Source organism: Streptosporangium sp. NPDC002524, from assembly GCF_040295985.1.
In the GTDB taxonomy this organism is placed as follows: domain Bacteria; phylum Actinomycetota; class Actinomycetes; order Streptosporangiales; family Streptosporangiaceae; genus Streptosporangium.
The window spans coordinates 1-21,484 of the sequence record NZ_JBEOWK010000024.1; the positions used below are offsets into that span (position 1 = coordinate 1).

The following is a 21,484-nucleotide window of genomic DNA, read 5'->3' on the forward strand; positions in this document are numbered from 1 at the left end:
CCGCTCGGCCAGCTCCACGACCCACGCCTTGCCGAAGCGGTCGGGGCGGCCCATCCGCTGGTACTGGGCGGACTTCCACTCGCGCAGCAGCCGGATATTGGGCCTGCGAGACCGACAAAACCGGCAAGACGCGCGAGACCGGCAAAGCCTGCGGGACACGCGGGACACGCGGCTGGACATGTCCCACGCTGAGCGTGTCGGCAGATACGGCGAGGTCGCGAGCGCGCTGGCGCTGCACAGTGACCGGCGGCTCGGCGAGGCACTGGAGCGGGCGCGGGTCCTGGGCTCGGGGGTCGGCGGTACCTCGGTGCTGCTGGCCGTCGACGGCGTGCCGGTCTTCGCCAAGCGAATCCCGCTGACCGACCTGGAGCGCCGCGCGGACAACGTGATGTCCACCGCGAACCTGTTCGGGGTGCCCCTGTTCTGCCAGTACGGGCTCGTCGAACTCCCCGGGCCGGGCTTCGGCGCGTGGCGCGAACTCGCGGCCAACGTCATGACGACCAACTGGGTCCTGGCCGGGCACAGCGCGGCCTTCCCGCTGCTGTACCACTGGCGGGTGCTGCCGGGGGCGCCGCCGCCCGGCGACGAGCACACCGACGTCGAGGCGGTCGTACGGTACTGGGACGGATCACCGGCGGTACGGGATCGCCTCCACGCCCTCGCCCGCGCCTCGGCCGGCATCGTGCTGTTCCAGGAGTTCATCCCCCACACCCTCGACGGCTGGCTCGCCGCCCGGCTCGCGGCCGGACGGGACGCCGCGACGGCGGCGAGCGCCATGGTCGAGTCGTGCCTGCTCAACGACCTGGCCTTCATGAACGACCGGGAGCTGACGCACTTCGACGGCCACTTCGGCAACATCCTCACCGACGGCGAACGCCTGTACATCGCCGACCTCGGGCTGGCGACCTCCCCCCGGTTCGACCTGTCCGAGCGGGAGGCCGAGTTCGTGGAGCGCAACCGGACCCACGACCTCGGGTACGCGCTGATGGGGCTGGTCAACTGGCTCGTCACCGGCTTCTGCGGGGAGAAGGTCCCGCCGGACGGCGGCCCGGCGCGACGCAACGCGTACGTCCGCGCGTGCGCGGCCGGGGCGGATCCCGCAGGCGCTCCGCCGTCCGTGGCCGCGATGATCCGCCGGTACGCCCCCGTCGCGGCGGCCATGAACGACTTCTACTGGGACGTGTACGGCACCAGCAGGACGACCCCGTACCCCAGCGAGGAGATCGAACGCGCCGTGAGCGCGCTGCGCTGATCGTCCGTCCCCGCCTGTCCACCCCCTGCCTGCCCGTACCCGAATCCGCCGGACACGGCTACTTCCCCGGCGCGGAGGGATCGCCTAGCGTAAGTGGACACTGACCTCCGGAGGCGTGCGCATGAGGCCCAATGTCGCGATCATCGGTGCCGGGTTCGGCGGGCTGTGCATGGCCATCCAGCTGGAGAAGGCCGGCATCCGCTCGTACACGGTCTTCGAGAAGGGGGCCGACGTCGGGGGGACCTGGCGCGACAACACCTATCCGGGGGCGGGCTGCGACATCCCCTCGCATCTCTACTCCTTCTCCTTCGAGAGATACTCCAGCTGGACGCGCCGCTATCCCGGGCAGCCGGAGATCCTGCGCTATCTGGAGGGGTGCGCCGACAAGTACGGCCTGCGTTCCCGCATCCGGCTGAACACCATGGTCGTCGCCGCCGCCTTCGACGAGTCGCTGGGCAGGTGGCGGGTCCGCACCACGGCCGGGGACGAGCTGTTCGACGTGGTCGTGTCGGCCGTGGGGCAGCTCAACCGTCCCTACCTACCCGACATTCCTGGAATGTCGTCATTCGATGGGGCGGCCTTCCACTCCGCGCGCTGGGACCACTCCGTCGACCTGACCGGCAAGCGGGTGGCCGTGATCGGGAACGGGTCGTCGGCGGCGCAGCTCATCCCGAAGGTGGCCGAGGTGGCCGGGCACCTGGACGTCTTCCAGCGGACCCCCAACTGGGTGATCCCCAAGGCGGACGCCGTCTTCGGCCCCCGCGCGCGGGCGGCCTTCCGTCACGTGCCGTTCCTGCAGCGCGCCTACCGCGAGTGGGTCTACCGGTACGCGGAGAACGCCCTCTACCCGGCCCTGGCCCGGGGCTGGAGCGCGGACCTGCTGCGCAGGCGAGCCCTGGGACACCTGCGCGAGCAGGTCCCCGACCCGGTGCTGCGGGCCAAGCTGACCCCCGGCTACCCGGTCGGCTGCAAGCGGGTCGTGATCGACAGCGGCTTCTATCCCGCGCTGACCCGCCCCGACGTGGACGTCGTCACCGACGGGATCACCGGGATCGTCCCGGGCGGCGTGGAGACCACCGCCGGGCTCCGCGAGGCCGACGTCATCGTCTACGCGACCGGGTTCGAGACCTCCGACTTCCTCGCCCCCATCCAGGTCACCGGGCGCGGTGGACGGCAGCTGGCCAAGGAGTGGAAGGACGGCGCGGAGGCGTACCTGGGCATCGCCGTGCCGCGCTTCCCCAACCTCTTCCTGCTGTACGGGCCCAACACCAACCTCGGCCACAACTCGATCGTCTTCATGATCGAGTGCCAGGTCCGGTACGTCATGGGCTGCCTGCCGCACCTGGCCTCGCGCGGGCCGATGGAGGTCCGGCCGGAGGCGATGGCCACCTGGCGGCGGAGCCTCGGCCGGGCCATGGAGGACATGGTCTGGCAGGCGGGCTGCACGAGCTGGTACAAGAACGCGGCCGGCCGGATCACCAACAACTGGCCGGGCACCACGACCACCTACCGCCGCATCACCAGGGCCCCGCGCCCGGAGGCCTTCCACTTCGCGCGCTGACCCGCCGCCCTCGACGAACCCTCTCACTCACGGCCCGTTCCACGATGTCGCGCTGCGCCGCGACGCCGTGAAATCGCGCGCCGACCCGCCGCCCTCGACGAGCCCCCTCACTCGCGGCCCGTTCCACGATGTCGCGCGGCGCCGCGGCGCCGTGAAGTGGACGATCCTGTCGGCGGCCCGCCTCTCGCGGGCGAGGACGGGCCCTCCTATCGGGGGCGTGTGACGCGGAGCCGGGCGTCGGTGACGTTCTCGAAGCGCGAATCCCCGCCCCGGACCAGAACGAAGTGCCTTCGCACGTCGGCGCTGTAGGCCACCAGGGGGCCGGACGGCGCGAGGTCGTCGCCGGTGAGCTCCTTGCCCTCGGGGAGGCGGGCGTTGAGCGTCGCCACGGCCGCGACGGGATCGTCGGCGGGCCCGGCGGTCACCTCTAGGTAGAGCGCCTCGGCGCCGCCCACGGGCGCGTGGGAGTCGAAGACCGTGACGGCCACGTCCGGGCGTTCGGCGATGTTGCGGGAATGCCTGCTGTCCGGTGCCGACACCCAGAAGAGCCGGTCCTCGTCGCGGGCGGCGAAGAAGACAGGTGTGGCCCACGGCCGCCCCTGCCGATCGGCGGTGGCGAGCACGAGGTAGCGGCTGTCGCCGAGCAGCCGGGGAACCATCTCCCACATGCCGGCCACCGGGTGCGGGCCTCGGTGGGCGAGGTGCCCTGCGGTGAGGTCGTCGACCGGCGCGGTCCCGTGCCCGTCCGCGGGTGCCCGCCTGTCCTCCGCGCTCGTGTCCGTCATCGTTCCTCCTGTGATCGCCGGTGTGCCGCCACATCCTCGCGTTCGCCACGGGTCTCATCAATCACGGAACCTGTACCCGCGCCCCGTGCTTCGCACGGAGGCGAGCGATCGCGGGGGCGTGGAAGTACAGGACGGGCCGGGTGCCGATACCGTCGTGGCGAACGAGAGCCGTCCGCGCAGAAGGGCCCGCCGTGTCCGCCGACCTCCACAGCGACTCCGTGGTCGCCGATACCCACAACGACCTGCTGATGGCCGTCACCGCCAGGCCCCCTCACCGGTGGGCCTCCTTCTTCCGCGACCGCTGGCTGCCGCAGCTGCGCGAGGGAGGGGTGAACCTCCAGGTGCTGCCGGTCTTCATCGACGACCAGTACCGTCCCGAGGGCGCGCTCCGGCAGACCCTGCGCATGATCGAGTGCGCGCACGTGCTGGCCGAGGGCAACGCCGACGCCGTACGCCTCTGCCTGGACGGGGCACAGATCGACGAGGCGCTCGCCGAGGGCAGGATCGCCCTGGTCCTGGCGCTGGAGAGCATGCCGGGCCTGGACGCCGCCGTCGAGCTGGTGCCGACGCTGCACCGGCTCGGCGTCCGGGTCGCCTCGATCGCGCACTGGGGGCGTACGGCGCTGGCCGACGGCAGCGGCGAGGACGCCACCGGCAGCAGGCTCACCGCGGCGGGGGTGGAGACGGTACGGGAGATGGAACGGCTCGGGATGATCTTCGACATCTCCCACCTGGGCGCCTCCGGGGTGGAGCACGTGCTGGAGCTCGCGACCCGGCCGGTGATGGCCACCCACTCCTCGGCCCGCGCGCTGCGCGACCACCACCGCAACCTCACCGACGAGCAGATCCGCGCGGTCACCGCGACCGGCGGCGTGGTGTGCGTCAACTTCCTGGCGGCCTTCCTCTCGGAGGATCCGGCCGAGTACACCGTGGACCGGCTGGTGGACCACATCGAGCACGTCGCGAGCGTCGGCGGCATCGACCACGTGGGACTCGGCCCCGACTTCGTCCGCGAGGTCATGCACGACGTGACTCCCCCGTGCTGCGAGACGGACTACGGCGTCGACCCCTTCGCGGCCCTGCCGGGGCTGTCGGGCCCGAGCGGGCTGCCCCTGGTCACCGACGCCCTGCTCAAGCACGGCTTCGCCGACGAGGAGATCGTGAAGATCATCGGAGGGAACGTGCACCGGCTGTTCCGCGACCAGCTGGGCAGACCCGCTTGAGCGAGCCCGGCGGGGGGCACCACCGGAGGGGGACCGGACGACGATGTCGGCCGATACAGGTGGCCCGGGTGTCGAGCGGCGCGTCCCGGAGGGGGACGGACCGACGGACGACCGGCGATCCGGGCATCGAGCAGTGGAACGGAACAACGGATGACCAGCGGCCCAAACGTCGGGCGGCACATCCCGGACGGGAACGGAACAACACATGACGGACGATCCGAGCGCCAGGCAGGACCTCCGAGGGAGCACGACGGATGACCCGCGATCCGGGCGCCGGGCAGTGCGTCCCGAGGGGGGACGGCGGGCGGATGGCGGGTGATTCCCGCGACGGCCGGGTGCTCGTCACGGAACTGACCGAGATCGGCGAGTTCGAGGACGTCCAGCGGCTGTTCGACGGGATCTGGAACCCCGACCCCGCCAACCCGCCGATCACGGTGGAGATGATGCGGGCGCTGTCGCACGCGGGCAACTACGTGGCCGGAGCGTACGACGGCGGCACGCTGGTGGGGGCGTCGGTCGGCTTCCTGGGCGCCCCGGCCGGGAAGGTGCTGCACTCGCACGTCACCGGCGCCCTGGCCGGGCGCGGGATCGGGTTCGCGCTGAAGCTGCACCAGCGGGACTGGGCACTGGAGCGCGGCCTGGAGCGGATCACCTGGACCTACGATCCGCTGGTGCGGCGCAACGCCCACTTCAACCTGGCCAAGCTGGGGGCCCGCCCGGAGGAGTACCTGCCGTCCTTCTACGGCGCGATGAGCGACGCGATCAACGCCGGGGACGAGTCGGACCGGGTGCTCGCCGTCTGGCGGCTGACCGCGCCGCACGTCCTGGCCGCCGTCCGGGGGGAGCCGCACCGACCGGTGATCCCGGCGGACGCGGTGGCCTGGCTGGGCGAGCGGGACGGCGGGCCGGTGCGGGGGCCGGTCGACGCTGCCGGCGCGGCCGGGCCGGGAACGGTGCTGGTCGCCGTCCCCCGGGACGTCGAGGCGCTGCGCCGCGCCGACCCCCGGGCGGCCGGGGCGTGGCGGCTCGCCGTACGCGAGGTGCTGGGCGGCCTGCTGGAGGAGGGCGGCCGGGTGACCGGATTCGACCGCGAGACGGGCTACGTCGTGCGGCGGCGGCCCGAGGACGGGCCCCGGCCGGAGGGAGAGCCACGACGGCGGGACACCGAAACCCCGTACGACGACGCCCCCCGGCGCGCCCCCGGAACTCCGTACGCCCACAGCACCCCGCACAACACCGGCACCCCGCACGCCGACAGCACCCCACACGACATCGGCACTCCACACGACAACGACACCCCGCACAACATCGGCACTCCACGCGGCGACGGCACCTCGCACGGCCCGGAAACGCCGCGCGGCGGTGACGTCCTCCGTCGCAACCCCGAAAATCCATATAAGACCGAAATTTCATACAAAAGCACCACCCAGTACAACGGCGACATCCCCCACGACCACGGCGGCCGGCGTGACGGAGCCCGGCGTGACGGGAGCTCGTACGGCGGAGGAAAGAGAGACGCGTGAGGATCACTGGTATCGAGTTGCGGCGGGTGGCCATGCCCCTGGTCACCCCCTTCCGCACCTCCTTCGGCACCGAGACCGAACGCGACGTGCTGCTGGTGCGTGTCGTCACCCCCGAGGCCGAGGGCTGGGGCGAGTGCGTCGCCATGTCCGACCCCCTCTACTCCCCCGAGTACGTCGACGCCGCCGCCGACGTGCTGCGCCGCTTCCTCGTCCCCGCCCTGCCCACCTCCACCGACGCCCACGGCGTGGGCCGCGCACTGCAGCCCTTCAAGGGCCACCGCATGGCCAAGGCCGCCCTGGAGACCGCCGTCCTGGACGCCCAGCTGCGCGCCGGCGGCCAGTCCCTCGCCGCCTACCTCGGCGCCGCCGCCGACCGCGTCCCCGCCGGGGTCTCGGTCGGCATCATGGGCTCCGTCCCCGAGCTCGTCGAGGCCGTCGCCGGGTATCTCCACGAGGGCTACCGGCGCGTCAAGCTCAAGATCGCCCCCGGCTGGGACCTCGCCCCCACCCGCGCCGTGCGCGAGCACTTCGGCCCCGACCTGCTCCTGCAGGTCGACGCCAACGCCGCCTACACCCTCAACGACGCCCCCCACCTGGCCAAACTCGACCCCCTGGATCTGCTGCTCATCGAGCAGCCCCTCGCCCACGACGACCTCCTCCAGCACGCCCGCCTCGCCACCAGGATCACCACCCCCATCTGCCTGGACGAGTCCATCGAATCGGCCGCCCACGCCGCCGCCGCCATCACCCTGGGCTCCTGCTCCGTCATCAACATCAAGCCCGGCCGCGTCGGCGGCTATCTCGAAGCCCGGCGCATCCACGACCTCGCCCGCGCCCACGGCCTCGCCGTCTGGTGCGGCGGCATGCTGGAGACCGGCATCGGCCGCGCCGCCAACCTCGCCCTCGCCGCGCTGCCCGGTTTCACCCTGCCCGGCGACACCTCCGCCTCCCGCCGCTACTACGGCACCGACCTCACCCCGCCCTTCGAACTCCACGACGGCCACCTCGCCGTCCCCACCGCCCCCGGCATCGGCGTCGACCCCATCCCCGCCGTCCTCGACGAGGTCACCACCTCCACCGAGTGGATCACCCTCTAGCCCTCGGACGGCGGCGGAGACGCGGCGGGCGGGAGCGGGTCGCGAGGCGCCGCTCGCCTTCCTCCGTACCGGCACGGTGGGTCCCGGCCGGTACCCGTAAAAGGCTGAATTCATCCAAATCAATAGCTACTCACATAGGTATAATGATGTTTGCAACCCCTTGGCGATTAATCCCCTTTAAACGGTAATTAATCTGCCCAATGCCCTTGTCGAATGGCTGGAGAGCGACGTGTTCACGGGGAGCGGGTGGTCTGTACGGCTCCGACTGACGCTGATCGCCGTCTCCATGACCATCGTGTCGGGAATCGCCCTCGTCGCGATCGCGGCGTTCTCCGTCCACGGCCTGGCGGGCAGTTTCAAGACCGAGGAGGCGGCGGGCGCCGCGCTGCAGAGCGTACATCTGGCCAAACGGGGGCGACTGCCCCCGGTGGTACCGCTGGGCAAGACCGACGGCATGCAGTTGCTGAACGCGAAGGGCGAGATCATGGCGTCGACCCCCAACCTGGTCGGCGCCCCCCGGATGGCGGACTTCGCCCCTCCCGCGACGAGCGTCAGGCAGGACAGGGAGGTCTGCGACATCCCTCGATACCCCGGCAGGTGCATGGACGTCGTGGCCTTCCGGATCCACCGGGACGAGGGGGACTGGGTCCTCTACGCCGCGGCCGGCCAGGTTCCCTGGTACGTCCGCCCCGAGCTGTTCACCCTCATCGTCGGCGGCTCCCTGGCGATCGTGGCGGTGACCGCGGCCGGAACCTACCGGACGGTGACCAGCGCGCTCGTACCGGTGAGGGCGATCAGGCGCGAGCGCCGCGTCCCGGTCGACAGGGACCTGACACCCGGGGTGGCGGTCGTCGGCAACCGGCTCCGGCTGGCCAGGCTGCTCACGAACCTGATGGACAACGCCGAGCGGCACGCCGTCTCCCGGATCTCGGTACGCGTGCACCTGGACGGCGGAACGGCCGTCATGGAGGTGTCCGACGACGGCGCCGGGATCGCACCCGCGCAGCGGGAGCTGGTCTTCCAGCGGTTCACCCGGCTGGACGCCTCCCGCCACCGGGACGCGGGAGGCACGGGACTGGGACTTCCCATCGCCAGGGAGATCGCCCACACGCACGGCGGTCTCCTGAGGCTGGAGGACAGCGTGCGGGGCGCCCGGTTCGTACTGCGCCTCCCTCCGGACGTGGGCCCGGAGCGCGGTCGCCGAGCCCCGCCCCCTGCCCCTGACCGTGGACCGTGACCCGCTAGTGTTCCCTTGTGGCAAGGGGATTTGGGCGATTACGTCGTGAAGATCTGCTCCGGACCGCGTGCGACGTCATCGCGGCCCAGGGGTTCGGTCACACACGGACCGCGGACATCGCCCAGGCGGCGGGGGTCAGCCAGGCGCTGCTCTTCTACCATTTCGAGACCAAGGAGAAGCTCTTCGCCCAGGCCTTCTCCTACGCCGCCCAGCTCGACCTGGACGCGCTCGTCAAGGTCGAGGAGTCGGGCGGCTCCCCCCTCGACCGGCTGCGCGCCCTGCTCAGGTTCTATCCGCCCAGCGGGAAGTCCAAGTCGTGGGCCCTGTGGATCGACGCCTGGGCGGAGTCGATGCGCAACACCGAGCTCGAGGAGATGTCCCGCAGGATCGACCTGCGCTGGAAGGACGCCCTCCGCGCGATCATCGACGACGGCGTGACGGCGGGGATCTTCACCTGCGCGGACACCGAGGGCGCGACCTGGCGGATCATGTCCCTCATCGACGGCCTGTCCACGCAGGTGACGGTGCACCGGCGGGTGCTCTCGCGGGCGCGGATGACCGAGTTCATCCGGACGGCCGCGGCGGCGGAACTGGGTCTCTCTTCCGCCGAGCTGAGCTGAACAGCCCTTTGGGCAGCACGACCAGGAGCATGGCGAGGGCGATCAGTCCCCCGCCCAGGTACACGCCCGTGGTGAGCGGCTCCCCGTACAGCGCCACGGCGAGGGCGGTCACCCAGAGCGGCTGGGCCGACAGGATCACCGCGGCGGGCACCGGCGGGACGTGGACCTGCCCCCAGGAGCGGGCCAGGAAGCCCAGGGCGCAGGCCACGATCGACAGGTGGCCGAGGATCGCCCAGTCACCCGGCGCGGAGGGCAGGGTGAGGCCGTCCGGCGCGGCGAGGACCCCCGTCATGACGGCGATGGTGCCGAGCTGGATCACCGTGACCGCGTAGGCGTTCTGCCGCGCCTCGGCGGAGTTGCCGAGCACCAGCGTGTGGGCCGCGTACAGGACCGCCGACAACAGGGTGGCGGCCAGCGCGGGCATGGCGATATCCCCCTCCGAGCCTCTCAGCAGGGTGAACGCGGTCATCGCGGCCATGGCCAGCGCCACCGCGGCCCAGACACGGCGCGGGGTCCTGGCCCCGAGCAGGAACAGCCCGAGGACCGGGGTGATCACCACGTACGAGCCGACCGTGAACCCCGAGACCGACGAGGGCAGATCGTGCAGCGAGACCGCCTGGGCCGTCTGGCCCACACCGAACAGCAGGCCGAGCAGGATGCCGGTCAGCCAGGTGCTCTCCGACAGCCCCCGCAGGCTTTTCGGGCGGAGAGCGAGCAGTACGAGGGTGGCGATGCCGTACCGCTCGGTGAGAAGGTCCGCCACGGGCATGCGGACGATGAGGTCCTTCATCAGCGGGAAAGCCGATCCCCATGCGGCGCTGACGAAGATCAGGAGCACGATTCCCAGGACGGGCCGGGGAGCTACCACTGCCATACCCGAAGGGTTCCATCACTCGCAGCGACCGGAGGGTCACCGATCGGATCGGGAGTGGCATGGATACAACGCTGAGTGAAGGACGCCACACCGGCACGAGGGACCTCATACCTTCACCGGCCTTTCCTCCGGCACTTCCGTGGTGTGAGGGCCGGAAGCCGGGCACTCAGGGCTACCGCCGCCCCGGGAGAGCGGTTACCACTCCCCGGGTCCGTGCGGGAGCCGGACGCTCGGAGTCACCACGACCCTGAGCGCGGGAGCCGGACGCTCAGAGCCACCACGACCCTGAGCGCGCGAGCCGGACGCTCGGAGTCACCACGCCCCTGAGCGCGGGAGCCGGACGCTCGGAGTCACCGTGCCCCTGAGCGCGGGAGCCGGACGCTCAGAGTCACCGCCGCCACGGGAAGACCGGCTGTCACTCCCGCGTCCGTGTGGTGCGAGCCGGGCGCCGGACGCTCAGGGCACCGAGCGGATCCGCCAGACGAGGACGGCGCCCAGGAGGGCGAGGACGGCCGAGGTCAGGTAGAGGACGGGGTAGCCGCCGAGACCGGCCACGATGGGACCGGCGATGACGGGGCCGAGCACCTGGGGGCCGGAGTTGGCGATGTTGATGACGCCGAGGTCCTTGGCGCGTCCCTCGGCGGCGGGCAGGACCTGGGTGACCAGGGCGTTGTCGACCGAGAGGTAGATGCCGAAGCCGACGCCCATGATCGCGGCACCCACCAGCGCCACCGGCCACTGCGGCCAGAACGCGAGCATCACCGCGGGGATCACGCTGATCAGGCCGGAGACCGTGACGAGCGCCCTGCGGCGGCCGATCCTGTCGGAGACGACACCCGCGACGACGGTGGTGAGCACGACGGTCGCGGTGTAGATCAGGATCAGCACGAGCAGGCCGTCCTCGGCCTTCTCTCCGGGGAAGACCCGCTCGTAGCCGACCGCGTCGGTGAGGAAGTACAGCAGGTAGAGCGTGGCGACGGCGTTGCCCAGCTGCATCAGGAAGCGGGTCAGCCAGGCCCAGAAGAAGTCGGGGTGGCTGCGGGGGCTGATCCAGAACCCCTTCAAAAAGGCCCGGAGCTCGAAGGGCGGCCTGGTCACCAGGCGGGGGTCGTGGGTGGTGAGGACGAAAGGGAGCACGCAGAGCGGAATCAGCGCCGCTATCAGGAAATATCCGGATTGGGTGGTGGTGGCGACCATGGTGACCAGGACCACGGCGAGCACCACCCCGAGCGACTGGGGAATCCCGATCCAGCCCGAGACCTCACCCCGCTGGCCGACCGGGACGTGGTCGGGCACCCCCGCGCTGAGCGCGGCCTGCATCGCGTTGAGCCCGGCCTGCGCGAGACACCACCCGGCCGCCACGCCGAGGATCGAGCCCTGACCGGCCAGCAGGACCAGCGCCCCGGCACCGGCCAGCGCCCCGCCCAGCGACCACGGGTGCCTGCGCCCGAACCGTCCGGCCGTACGGTCGGACAGCGCCCCGGCGACGGGGTTGAACAGCATCGCGACGGCGGCTCCCAGCCCGGTCACCAGCGCCAGCGACCCCTCCTTGCCCACCGGGTCGATCGACGCCACCTGCGAGGGCAGCAGCACCTGGAGCGGCCCGAAGTAGGCCATCCAGAGCGCCAGGTTGGCCAGCGAGATGCTCGTCACCCACCAGGGCCCCACCCTGCGCGTCGGCTCGGCGAGCGCCGCCCGAGGGTCAGACGTGGTCACCGGCCACCTCTCTCGGTCCCGGCACGCCGTGGTCTCCCCCGGTCCCCGCCGCGCCGGTGGGCCGGGGGTCCGGCTCCCTCGGCCCCGGCACACCGGGCTCCCCCTCGGCCCTCGCCGCGCCGACGCCGGGCGCGGCAGCGGGCCGCGGGTCCGGCTCTCTCGGCCCCGGCACACCGGGCTCCCCCTCGATCCCCGCAGCGCCACCGGCAGGCCGGGAGTCCGGCTCCCTCGGCCCCGGCACACCGGCCTCCCCCTCGGCCCTCGCCATACCGGTGCCCGGCGCACCGGCGGGGCGCTCGACCGGGACGATGCCGCACAGCCCGGCGACCTCGCCGAGCGGGACGTCCCCGGCCACGGAGGCGACCAGCAGGGTCTCCAGCCCGCGCAGCAGCGCGTAGGCCGTGGGGCGCGGCAGGCAGGCGGTGTCGGCCATCAGGTACAGCTCGCAGGTGCCGGTGGCCGTACCGGTGGCGAACAGGGCCGTGGCGTCCACCTCGGGCCAGGACCCGGCGTGGAAGGTCCTGGTCCTCTCGGTGAGCGCGGCGATCGCGGCGGGGTCGCCCGGCGGCTCGACCGCGGGCAGGTGGGGCCAGTGGCCGACGGTCCTCGTGTCGTTGAAGTAGGCCGACAGGTCCACGGGCCGCCCGCGCTCGCGCCCGATCTCCTCGCGTAGCGCCATCATCCGGTACGGGTCGTAGTGCGCGTTCCGGTAGGCGGTCAGCGCCTGCCGGTGCCCGGCGCGGGCGGCGTCGGCGAACGTCCCGCCCGGCAGCCCGAGGACGAAGATCCCGTCCTGTACGGCGCTGCCCGCCATGGCGGCGACCCGGGGGTCGTGCCGGTTGGCCACGATGAGCTGCATGACCACCTCGCGGTGGCCGGTGAGCGCGCTCAGCAGCACCGCGCTCGCCGCGGTCAGCACGCTCGCCGTGCTGACCGACCAGCGCGCCGCCAGCACCTCGGCCGCCGCCGCGGTCGCGGCCGACTCCATGCCGACCTTGACGAACCTCGGCTCCTCCGGCGTCGTACGCGGGAAGTCGAACATGCTCAGCGGCGCCCGTTCCAGGATCGCGCGCCAGTGGCGCAGCGTCCGCTCGCCGCGGGCGGCGCCCGGCCCCTCGCGCTCGAAGGCGGCCTGGTCCATCGGCTGCCAGGCGGGGGCGGCCATCGCGGCACCGGCGAGCAGGTCCCGCCAGTCGCGCGCCAGCACCTCCAGGCTCCCGCCGTCCACGGCCAGGTGGGACAGGGTGAGGGCCACCGTCCTGGGACGGCCGTCGACGGTCACGACGGCGCAGCGGAACGGCAGGTCGACCGCGTAGTCGAACGCGGTGGCGGCGAGCCGGACGGAGAGCTCCCTGGCGGCGGCGACCGGCCTGGCCTCCCCGGCGTCGTGCACCTCGACGGTGAACCGGCCCTCGCGCGCCACGCGCTGGACGAGCCCGCCCGGCGTCTCCTCGTACGTCGTCCGCAGCGTCTCGTGCCGCTCGACGAGCACGCGCAGCGCCCCCAGGACGGTGTCGAGGTCGCGCCTGCCGTAGACGGGCAGCACCCAGGGCATGTTGAAGTACGGGTCGTCGTCGTCCAGCCACCGGGTGAGCCGCCAGATGGCCAGCTGGCCCCAGCTGAGCGGCGACTCGCCGCCCCGCGCTCCGGCGAACTCCACGGACCTCTCGCCGAGCCGCGCGGGACCGGCCGTCATCGGACCCGGCCGATCTCTTCGCCGCTCTCCCCGGCGCTTTCCTCGGCGCTCTCTCCGGCGCCTTCTCCGCCGCTCTCCTCGGCGACGCCCTCGCGGGACGCCCGTTCCCATCCGTGTACCAGCGACATTTCGAGGGCCTTCCTGAGCGGCGAGAGCCCGGTTCGCGTCACGGCGCCTCCGTACCGGCGGGACGGGGAACCCGGACGCGCTCCCTTGCGGCGAGGAACGGAACCACCCGGACGGGCGATTCCACGACGACCTGCCGGGCCGGCCGGCCCCTGGGGGACGCGGAGACCCGACGACGTCGAGAACGTGCGCGGCATGGAACGGCTCCGGTGCCGGGACGGGCGAACGCCCCGGCGCGACGCGCCCCGGCCACACGCCCGCCTTCACACCGCGCGGAGGCACGGCGGCCTCTCCACCGCGCGTGAGCACGGAGAATCGGTGACGCTGCTTGAAGCGAGGCTAAGGATCACGCGCCGAATTCGTCAAGGTTTCACGCTTGTTTTCCAGCGCGATAAACCCAAGCAAACTATCATTTAAAGGCTTTTACCAGACAAATCAGCCTATTCTTAACTTTTGAACATTTGTCATCCTCTTAGTCATCGACTCCCCCTTCCGGTCCCCGCGCCCCGCGTCACCCGGAGCATCGATCCTGGGGCCCGGTCACGGAGCCCCGGTCACGGAGCACCGGCCCCGGCGGTCCCGTCCGACCGACCCGCCCGTCCGACCCGCCCGACCGAGCCGCCCGACCGAGCCGACCGGACCGCGGCTCCGCCATCGACCGGCCGCCGGACGGGACCGTCCGCCGCGAGCCGTCCCGCGGCACGGCTCCCCGGCCCCGGCCGACCGCGCCCCCTTTCCCCGGCCGCACCTTTCCCCGGCCACGCCTTTCCCCGCCATGTCTTCCCCTGTCGTGCCTTCCCAGGCCGCGCCTTTCCCGGCGGTGTCTTTCCCCGCCGTGCTGAGGAGGGGAACACCACCGGTGTATCAATCGTCCCGGCACTTCACGAGACGTAAGTCCTTAAAAAGATTCCCGCCATGGCCGGAAATGGCGTGGAGTCGCGCTCACGGTTCACCGGTCACCCGGGAATCGATTATCGGCCGGGCCCGCTTTGTCACCGGACTGGCTAACGACGACAGGGTGAACTAACATTTTGGCAGCGAAGATGCCTTGGCCGATATGGAGCTGAATGGCGATCTTGACTAACGCCCGGATGCCGGTTGAGACGGTCAATTTCCACCTGTGGCAGCCCTGCAACATGAAGTGCCGTTTCTGCTTCGCCACCTTCCGCGACGTTCGCGGCACGGTTCTTCCCGAAGGCCATCTGCCCCGGCGGGACGCCGAACGCGTGGTGACCTTGCTCGCGGACGCGGGATTCACGAAAATCACCTTCGCCGGCGGTGAGCCCCTGCTCTGCCCCTGGATAATCGATTTGATCCGGCTCGCGAAGGGCCTCGGTCTCACCACCGCGCTCGTCACCAACGGCAGCCTGATCGATTCGGGGACCATCCGGGATCTGCGCGGAATCCTCGACTGGGTGACGGTCAGCGTCGACAGCGTGCGGAGCGGCACCCTGGCCCTGATCGGCCGGATGACCGCGGCGAGGGCCGCCGACGAGCGCCACTATCTCGATCTGTGCGACCGGCTGAAGGACGCGGGCCTCCGGTTGAAGATCAATACCGTGGTCACCGCCGCCAACCACCTGGAGGACCTGACCGGATTCATCGTCGCCGCCCGCCCCGAACGGTGGAAGATATTCGAAGTGCTCCCCGTCCAGGGCCAGAACTCGGGAAAGGTCGAACCCCTGCTGGTCACCCCCGGCCAGTTCGCGCGGTTCGTCGCACGGAGCCGCTCCGTGGAGGCGTACGGCATACGGGTCGTCCCCGAGGACAACGACGCGATGATCGGCAGTTACGCGATGGTCGATCCCGCCGGCCGCTTCTTCGACGCGATCGGGAACGGCTACACCTACAGCGAGCCCATTCTCAGGGTCGGTGTCCGGCAGGCCGTCTCCCAGGTCACCGTGAGCCGTCGGAAATTCCTGGCCCGCGGCGGGCTCTACTGAACGAACCTTCCTTTCTCGATGCTGTCCATGAAGCCGGAGGCATCCTCGATCCTGCTCTTGAAGTGTTCGTTCACCACTCCGCGGATGGCGTGTTCGGTCCCGTCGCCGTCGCGCGCGGCCACGCCGCCTCCCTCGGTGATCTCACCGATGTGGTAGAGGGGAACCGGGCCGCCGCGCAGGCCGCGCAGCTCCTCCGCCCGGCCGGGAGGGACGCTGTACAGGATGTTCCAGTCTCCGCCGCCGAAGATGAGCTGCGTGAGCGGGATGCCGGTCTTGCGGGCGCACTCGACGGCGAATTCGTGATAGGGAATCCGGTCGAGGTCGATACTCACCCGGACGCCCGGGGAGGAGAAGGTCTGCAGCACGTCCAGTATCCCGTCGCTGGCGTCCATGCCGCAGCGCGCCGCCCTCCTCCTGTTCACCTCCTCCGCCGCGCGCCACTGCGCGACGGGGGAGGCGAGATACTCGACGTACCTCTCCGCCCCGTGGTCCCGGTCCTCCCGGGGAACGTTCTTGAGCATGAAGTACGCCCCGGCGAAACCGCCGACGAGTCCGGCGCAGAACAGCTGGTCACCGGGCCTGGCCGTGTTTCTGGGCAGGAAGGCGTCCTTCTCGATGACGCCGACGGCGGTGCCCACCACATGGGGGTCGCGGGCCTCCTTGGTGTCGCCGCCGGCGTAGACCACACCGTGGGAACGGCACTCGTCCGCGGCACCGAGCACGATGTCCCGCACGTCCGAGGCCCTTTCCGTGCCGGGCACCATGATCGCCATCATGCAGGCCACCGGCCGCCCGCCCGACGCCAGGATGTCGCTGCAGTTCGCGGTGATCGCCATCCTTCCCCAGCTCCGGTATCCGGACCAGCCCTCCTTGAGCGCCACCGGGTACGAGGCACGGTCGATCTTCTGGATGAGGTTGAAGGGGGCGTCCGGCAGCTCGATCACCGACGCGTCGTGCCCGAACCCCCCCACCAGCAGGGGATCGGAGTACAGCCCGGGAAGCAGGCCGGCCAGGAAACCCTTCTCCCCCAAGGACGTCAGATCGCCGGTCATCTCAGCTCTGTCCCTTCTTCCGCTCGTCGGTGCCCGCGGCGCTCTCGCCGTACCGCTGGAACCGGGCCAGCTCGTCGTCGTCGATCTGGTACTTCGAGTGGAGCTCGACGGAGACCCCGCTGAGCCCCTCCCTGGCGTTTCCGTCGAGCCTCTCGAACAGGCAGACGCAGTGGGAGACGTTCAGGCCGTATCGCCGGAGCAGCCTGACGCACCGGGTGAGGAACGTCGCCTCCATGCAGAGGTCGTCCACCAGGATCACGGTCGATCCCGGAGAGAAGATCCCTTCGATGGGATAACCGAATCTCGGGGCCCTTCCGGTCCTGATCATCAGGAAGTTCAGCCCGAGACGCTGCGCCGCCGCGGCTCCCACGAGAAGGTTTCCCTCACGCGGGGACGCGATCGAGGCCCCCCTGAGATAACCGTGTCCCATCGTCTTCCTGACGAACTCCTCCATGGCCGTCGCCAGGGTCTCGCGTTTCCGCGGGTCGCAGGAGGCGGTGTGCAGGTCGAGATAGACGCCGATTTCCTGCTTGTCGATGTAACCGACACCCTTCTTCTCCGACTCTATGAAGATGTGATTCGCGGCGACGGCGCGCACGGAATCGGGGACGACGTCACCGAGAATCCTGCCGGCCTCCGCCGGGTCCAGCCTTTCCCCCGGGAGGCCGGACTCCCGCGACACCTGGAGCCGATACTGGTTGAGATTGACCCACAACGTCAGCACGCCAACTATGGATGCTATTACCGCCAGCACGAACAAAGCGATATCCATATCGGACTCTTCCCAAAGGGGGAGTCAAGAATAATCGGCCCGGATGACGGCCGCCACCCCGTAAAGTCCCTAATCATTGGGATATGAGGCCACAAATTAATTCAGGCTGGCCCGAAAGTCCGGTCGGCGGTACGCTGGGATAGCCGAATACCGCCGTAGCCGGATGAAAGAGATGTCAGTGGTCGACCTCGTGATCATAGGACATGTCGGTATTAATGACGAACGCTCCCCACATGGCGAAACACGAGGTCCAGGCGGCGCCGGGTACGGAGGCGTACGGGGCGCCTCCCTTCTCACTCCGGAACGCATCGGGCTCGTTTCCGCCGTCGGCACCGATTATGATCCGGAGCCTCTCCGGCGGCTGGGTGTCGACACCCGCGGGGTGGGGATTCTGAATGGCCCCTCGGCCCATTTCCGAATAGTCCAGCACGCCGACGGGCAGCGGTCGTTCGACGCCGACCTCGGGGTCGCGTCCCGGACCGCCCTCTCCTGTTTTCCCAGGGAGTACGAAAGCGCCGGGCACGTGCACATCTGCACCGCGCCGCCGGCCCAGCAACTGGAGTGGCTCGGGTTCCTGCGGGCGCTCCCGGGGCGTCGTACCGTCTCGGGCGACGCGTTCGAGCACTACGCCGAGACCGATCCCGGGCGGTCCCGCGCCGCCCTCCTCGGCTGCGACCTGTGTTTCCTGAACGACGAGGAGCGCCGGCTCCTCTTCCCCGGCGAGACCCTGCCGCGGACGCCGGTCGTCACGAAACACGGCGGGCGCGGCGCCTCCTATTCGGAGGCCGGGCGGACCTGGCACGCCGCCACCGAGGCGGTCGTCCCGGTGGACAGCACCCACGCGGGAGAGATCCTGGCCGGCGTCTTCCTCGCCCTGCGCCTGGCCTCGGTCGACCGCGTGACCGCTCTGCGCCAGGCGGTCCGCGCGGCGACCGCCAAGGTCACCCAGTTCGGCGTCGACGGCGACCGGCTCCTCCGCGTCCTGTCCGAGATCAGGTCGGACGTCCTGGACCCCCGCGACCGGGCCTCCGCCGCCCGGTGCTGAAGGCCCCGCGGGCAGGGGGCTCCGCCCTTCCAGGTTCCGGGCGAAAGACGGTGGTGGGAGCATGTCATTCGTCATGACGATCCCAAAGGAAGGCCACGACCGGTGAGGCGGCTACTCACGGTCCTGTTGCTCGCGTCCGCCGCGCTGCTCGGCGCGGCCGCCCCGGCGCAGGCCCACAACGTGCTGATCAGCAGCGACCCCAAGGACGGTACGGAGCTGGCCACCGGCCCCGAGAAGATCACACTCACCTTCGACCAGCCCGTCCGGCAGGGCTTCGCGCAGATCAGCGTGATCGGCCCGGACGGCACGCGCTGGGAGGACGGGAAGACCACCGTCGACAGGTCGGAGGTCAGCGTCGGGGTGAAGCCCCTCGGCCCCGCCGGGGTGTACGCGGTGGGCTACCGGATCCTCTCCTCCGACGGCCACCCGGTCTCCAAGAAGATCACCTTCACCCTCACCTCCCCCGGCCAGGGCACCTCCGCCCAGGCGCCCGCCACCTCCGCCCCCGCGGTCTCCGCCGCCGCGCCGCAGGAGCCCGATCTGGGCGCCCAGGCCGCCGAGGCCGCGCAGAACGGCGGGGCCGGGATGGCCGTGCTGTGGATCGCGGGCTCCATCGTCCTGCTGGGCGGGGCGACCGTCGTGGCGATGCGCCGTACGAGGGAGCAGGGGGGGGCGGGATGACCGTGACCGTCGAGCGGGCCGCCGAGGCCGGCACCGCCAGGAGGCTGGTGATCGGCGGGTTCGTGTCCGCGGCCCTGGTGGCCGTGCTGGTCGCGACGGCGCTCTCCCGCCAGGAGGCGGTGCCGGGGATCGCCATCCCGGGGCCGCTGGTGGAGTACGGGCTGCCGGTGCTGCGGGTGCTGCTCGACCTGGCGGCGGTGGCGGTGGTCGGGCTCAGCCTGCTGCCGAAGCTGCTCGGGTTCGACGACCCGGAGCGCACCGAGCCGGTGATGCGCCGGGCCCGGCCGATGGCCGTGACCTTCGCCTGGGCGTGGGCGCTGCTGGCGCTGGTCGTCATCGTGTTCCAGACGGCCGAGCTGAACCCCGGGCTGGTCCCCACCCCCGGGATGATCGCCGCGTACGTCGACAGCGTCGGCGCCGGGCAGGGCATGCTCTTCAGCGCCGCCTGCGCGCTGTCCTACGCGGGGATCGGGCTGCTCGCCGTGCGGTACGGCGAGAAGGTCCCGGCCGAGCTGCGGATCGTGGTCGCCCTCTTCGGGCTGCTGCCGATCCCGGTCACCGGCCACGCGGTCGACTCGGTCTGGCACGACCCCATCATGATCTCGATGGAGCTGCACGTGATGGGCGCGGCGGCGTGGACCGGCGGCCTGCTCACGATCGTCCTGCTGGTCGCCGGGGACCGGGAACTGCTGGCCCGGGTGCTTCCTGCGTTCTCCAGGCTCGCGACCCTGGCGCTGCTCGTGGTCGGCCTCTCCGGCCTGGTGAACGGCCTGGCCACGATGGCCCTCACCCCGGGGGTGGAGCTGCCCGGGGCCCTGCTGACCAACGAGTACGGCCTGCTGGTGGTGGCCAAGGCCGCGTGCGTGGCGCTGCTCGTCCCGTTCGCCGCCCACATCCGCTTCCGCCTGCTGCCGCACATCGCCGAGCGGCGGGTGACGGCGGTCGTCGGGTGGGCGGCGGCCGAGATCGCCGTGATGGGACTGGCCTACGGGGTCGCGGTCGCGCTGACCAGCGCCTCCCTCTCCTGAGCCCGCAGTGTGTGACGGCTGAACGACCATTCGGCGGCGAGCCACAGGACGGCGAGCCCGGCCCCCCCGACCAGCATGGTCGTGGGGGGCACCAGCGGGGGCGCCATGAACGCCGAGTGCTGCAGGCGCAGCGCCTGGTCGACGAGGAGGGTCGCGGCGGCGGAGCCGGCCAGCGCCCTGACCACGGGCATCCTGATCAGGAACGCCAGGTCGACGGCGAGCGCCCCGGCGATCAGGAAGACCGGGATCGCCGAGCGCGGGAAGTCGGCCACGGCGAGGAGCGGCCAGATCAGGGCGCGGAAGACGATGTAGACGCCGACCACGGCGGTGGCGGAGAACATCCGGCCGATCATCGCGCGGGCGTAGACGGCCACCATGATCCCGGCCATCACCGCGTAGAGCGGGTAGAGCTGGTCGGGCACGGGAAGCGCGAAGTGGAGCGCCACGGCCCTGTCGTCCACCGGCAGGCCGATCTGGTCGGCGGCGAACTTGATCAGGATCGGCTCGGCCTCCGGCTGGCCCCGGTCCCAGGCGGCGATGCTGTACACGCCGTACTCCTGGTGCTGGGCCGGGAACCAGACGTTCTCGATGAGGAACACGAAGAGCCCGCCCAGGACCAGCGTGCGCGTCCGCCCCGGGACCGCCCGGACGAACCAGCCCCGGATCACGCCGCAGACCATGAAGAGCGTGCCGACGTAGAGCATCAGGTGCGACGGGCTCCACGAAGTGATGTCGAGCCCGTTGATCCGGTGGTTGATCAGGTCCAGCGGGACCGCGACCAGGAAGACGCCCGTGCCCCAGGTGATGAGGCGCTGCGCGAGCTTGTCCACCCCGTAGCCGGTGTAGATGTGGATGATCGTGAGCGCGAGGGCGATGGCGGTGCCGACGCTGTTGAGGAGATGCGGCGGGGCGAGGTCGTCGCGGAGCCACTTGAAGTGCCAGGAGACGTCCCAGGACGCCCCGAGCACCTTGAACGAGAAAGCCACCAGCCACCCGAGGTAAAGGAGCCTGAACAGATCCTCCGGGGTCTCCCTGCCGGCCTTCCCGCGCGTCCAATACGGCAGAGCCCACTCGATGACGGGAGTGGCTCTTCTTCGAAGGCTCTCTACTGGCTTCACGCGTCGAAATGATGCCGCTCCTTTACCTCGCTCCGCAATCGGGGATAACCCTGAGCACCGGGGCCGCCGCCTCCTTTCCTCCGCATGGACGATCACCCGCGTCCGGCCGCGCCACCGGCCCCAGTGACTGACCGG

The 21,484-nt window shown here is 71.1% G+C and carries 19 protein-coding genes; 11 read left to right on the top strand and 8 right to left on the bottom strand.

The features are described from left to right. Positions 1 to 178: 178 nt before the first annotated feature. Both ABT053_RS32725 and ABT053_RS32730 read left to right on the top strand, forming a co-directional pair. Entirely contained in the window at positions 179 to 1,252 is a 1,074-nt protein-coding gene (locus tag ABT053_RS32725) for a serine/threonine protein phosphatase (RefSeq protein ID WP_350974335.1), read from the top strand. A gap of 121 nt (positions 1,253 to 1,373) precedes the next feature. Continuing rightward, positions 1,374 to 2,813 (top strand): flavin-containing monooxygenase, encoded by a 1,440-nt coding sequence (locus ABT053_RS32730; protein ID WP_350974338.1) that lies wholly within the window; start codon positions 1,374 to 1,376, stop codon positions 2,811 to 2,813. A 206-nt stretch (positions 2,814 to 3,019) separates the two neighbouring features. On the opposite strand, the gene ABT053_RS32735 is transcribed toward ABT053_RS32730, so the two are convergent. Next, complete coding sequence (locus ABT053_RS32735; protein WP_350974340.1) at positions 3,020 to 3,598, bottom strand: pyridoxamine 5'-phosphate oxidase family protein; 579 nt, start codon at positions 3,596 to 3,598, stop codon at positions 3,020 to 3,022. A gap of 191 nt (positions 3,599 to 3,789) precedes the next feature. On the opposite strand from ABT053_RS32735, the gene ABT053_RS32740 reads away from it, so the two are divergent. The 5 genes from ABT053_RS32740 (at position 3,790) to ABT053_RS32760 (ending at position 9,298) form a co-directional block, all read left to right on the top strand. Further along, positions 3,790 to 4,821 carry a dipeptidase gene (locus ABT053_RS32740; protein WP_350974341.1) on the top strand — a complete coding sequence of 344 codons (1,032 nt, stop codon included), beginning with the start codon at positions 3,790 to 3,792 and terminating at the stop codon, positions 4,819 to 4,821. Positions 4,822 to 5,075: 254 nt separating this feature from the next. Further along, the gene (locus ABT053_RS32745) at positions 5,076 to 6,344 is read left to right on the top strand and encodes a hypothetical protein (protein ID WP_350974343.1); all 1,269 of its coding nucleotides are present in this window, start codon (positions 5,076 to 5,078) and stop codon (positions 6,342 to 6,344) included. Continuing rightward, positions 6,341 to 7,441, top strand: coding sequence for an o-succinylbenzoate synthase (menC, locus tag ABT053_RS32750; protein ID WP_350974345.1), 1,101 nt, complete (start codon positions 6,341 to 6,343; stop codon positions 7,439 to 7,441). Before ABT053_RS32745 ends, menC begins: the two co-directional genes overlap by 4 nt. Before the next feature lie 286 nt (positions 7,442 to 7,727). Further along, positions 7,728 to 8,678 (top strand): sensor histidine kinase, encoded by a 951-nt coding sequence (locus tag ABT053_RS32755; RefSeq protein ID WP_350974347.1) that lies wholly within the window; start codon positions 7,728 to 7,730, stop codon positions 8,676 to 8,678. 17 nt (positions 8,679 to 8,695) lie between these two features. Then, positions 8,696 to 9,298, top strand: a complete 603-nt coding sequence (locus ABT053_RS32760) for a TetR/AcrR family transcriptional regulator (protein ID WP_350974349.1) — start codon at positions 8,696 to 8,698, stop codon at positions 9,296 to 9,298. Here the strand turns inward: ABT053_RS32760 and ABT053_RS32765 are convergent. The 4 genes from ABT053_RS32765 to ABT053_RS32780 form a co-directional block, all read right to left on the bottom strand. After that, on the bottom strand, positions 9,243 to 10,172 hold the full coding sequence (locus ABT053_RS32765) for a DMT family transporter (protein WP_350974351.1): 930 nt from the start codon (positions 10,170 to 10,172) through the stop codon (positions 9,243 to 9,245). The genes ABT053_RS32760 and ABT053_RS32765 overlap by 56 nt on opposite strands. Positions 10,173 to 10,628: 456 nt before the next feature. After that, entirely contained in the window at positions 10,629 to 11,888 is a 1,260-nt protein-coding gene (locus tag ABT053_RS32770; protein WP_350974353.1) for an MFS transporter, read from the bottom strand. After that, complete coding sequence (locus ABT053_RS32775; protein ID WP_350974355.1) at positions 11,875 to 13,584, bottom strand: condensation domain-containing protein; 1,710 nt, start codon at positions 13,582 to 13,584, stop codon at positions 11,875 to 11,877. Before ABT053_RS32775 ends, ABT053_RS32770 begins: the two co-directional genes overlap by 14 nt. Further along, positions 13,581 to 13,754, bottom strand: a complete 174-nt coding sequence (locus tag ABT053_RS32780) for a hypothetical protein (RefSeq protein WP_350974357.1) — start codon at positions 13,752 to 13,754, stop codon at positions 13,581 to 13,583. The genes ABT053_RS32775 and ABT053_RS32780 overlap by 4 nt, the downstream gene beginning before the upstream one ends. A gap of 1,023 nt (positions 13,755 to 14,777) precedes the next feature. Here ABT053_RS32780 and ABT053_RS32785 point away from each other — a divergent pair. Next, complete coding sequence (locus tag ABT053_RS32785; protein ID WP_350974358.1) at positions 14,778 to 15,653, top strand: viperin family antiviral radical SAM protein; 876 nt, start codon at positions 14,778 to 14,780, stop codon at positions 15,651 to 15,653. Here the strand turns inward: ABT053_RS32785 and ABT053_RS32790 are convergent. Continuing rightward, the gene (locus ABT053_RS32790; RefSeq protein WP_350974360.1) at positions 15,647 to 16,705 is read right to left on the bottom strand and encodes a thiamine-phosphate kinase; all 1,059 of its coding nucleotides are present in this window, start codon (positions 16,703 to 16,705) and stop codon (positions 15,647 to 15,649) included. The two genes, ABT053_RS32785 and ABT053_RS32790, sit on opposite strands and share 7 nt — an antisense overlap. Position 16,706: 1 nt before the next feature. Then, positions 16,707 to 17,465 (bottom strand): phosphoribosyltransferase, encoded by a 759-nt coding sequence (locus ABT053_RS32795; RefSeq protein WP_350974362.1) that lies wholly within the window; start codon positions 17,463 to 17,465, stop codon positions 16,707 to 16,709. Positions 17,466 to 17,649: 184 nt separating this feature from the next. Between ABT053_RS32795 and ABT053_RS32800 the strand changes: the two genes are divergently transcribed. The 3 genes from ABT053_RS32800 to ABT053_RS32810 all read left to right on the top strand — a co-directional run bounded on the left by ABT053_RS32800 (position 17,650) and on the right by ABT053_RS32810 (position 20,231). Beyond that, positions 17,650 to 18,522: a carbohydrate kinase family protein gene (locus ABT053_RS32800; RefSeq protein WP_350974364.1), complete on the top strand. Its 873-nt coding sequence runs from the start codon at positions 17,650 to 17,652 to the stop codon at positions 18,520 to 18,522. Positions 18,523 to 18,624: 102 nt separating this feature from the next. Next, on the top strand, positions 18,625 to 19,203 hold the full coding sequence (locus tag ABT053_RS32805; protein WP_350974366.1) for a copper resistance CopC family protein: 579 nt from the start codon (positions 18,625 to 18,627) through the stop codon (positions 19,201 to 19,203). Beyond that, positions 19,200 to 20,231, top strand: coding sequence for a CopD family protein (locus tag ABT053_RS32810; RefSeq protein ID WP_350974367.1), 1,032 nt, complete (start codon positions 19,200 to 19,202; stop codon positions 20,229 to 20,231). Before ABT053_RS32805 ends, ABT053_RS32810 begins: the two co-directional genes overlap by 4 nt. Here ABT053_RS32810 and ABT053_RS32815 read toward each other — a convergent pair. After that, positions 20,189 to 21,217, bottom strand: coding sequence for a hypothetical protein (locus ABT053_RS32815; protein ID WP_350974370.1), 1,029 nt, complete (start codon positions 21,215 to 21,217; stop codon positions 20,189 to 20,191). The genes ABT053_RS32810 and ABT053_RS32815 overlap by 43 nt on opposite strands. Between the last annotated feature and the right edge of the window lie 267 nt (positions 21,218 to 21,484).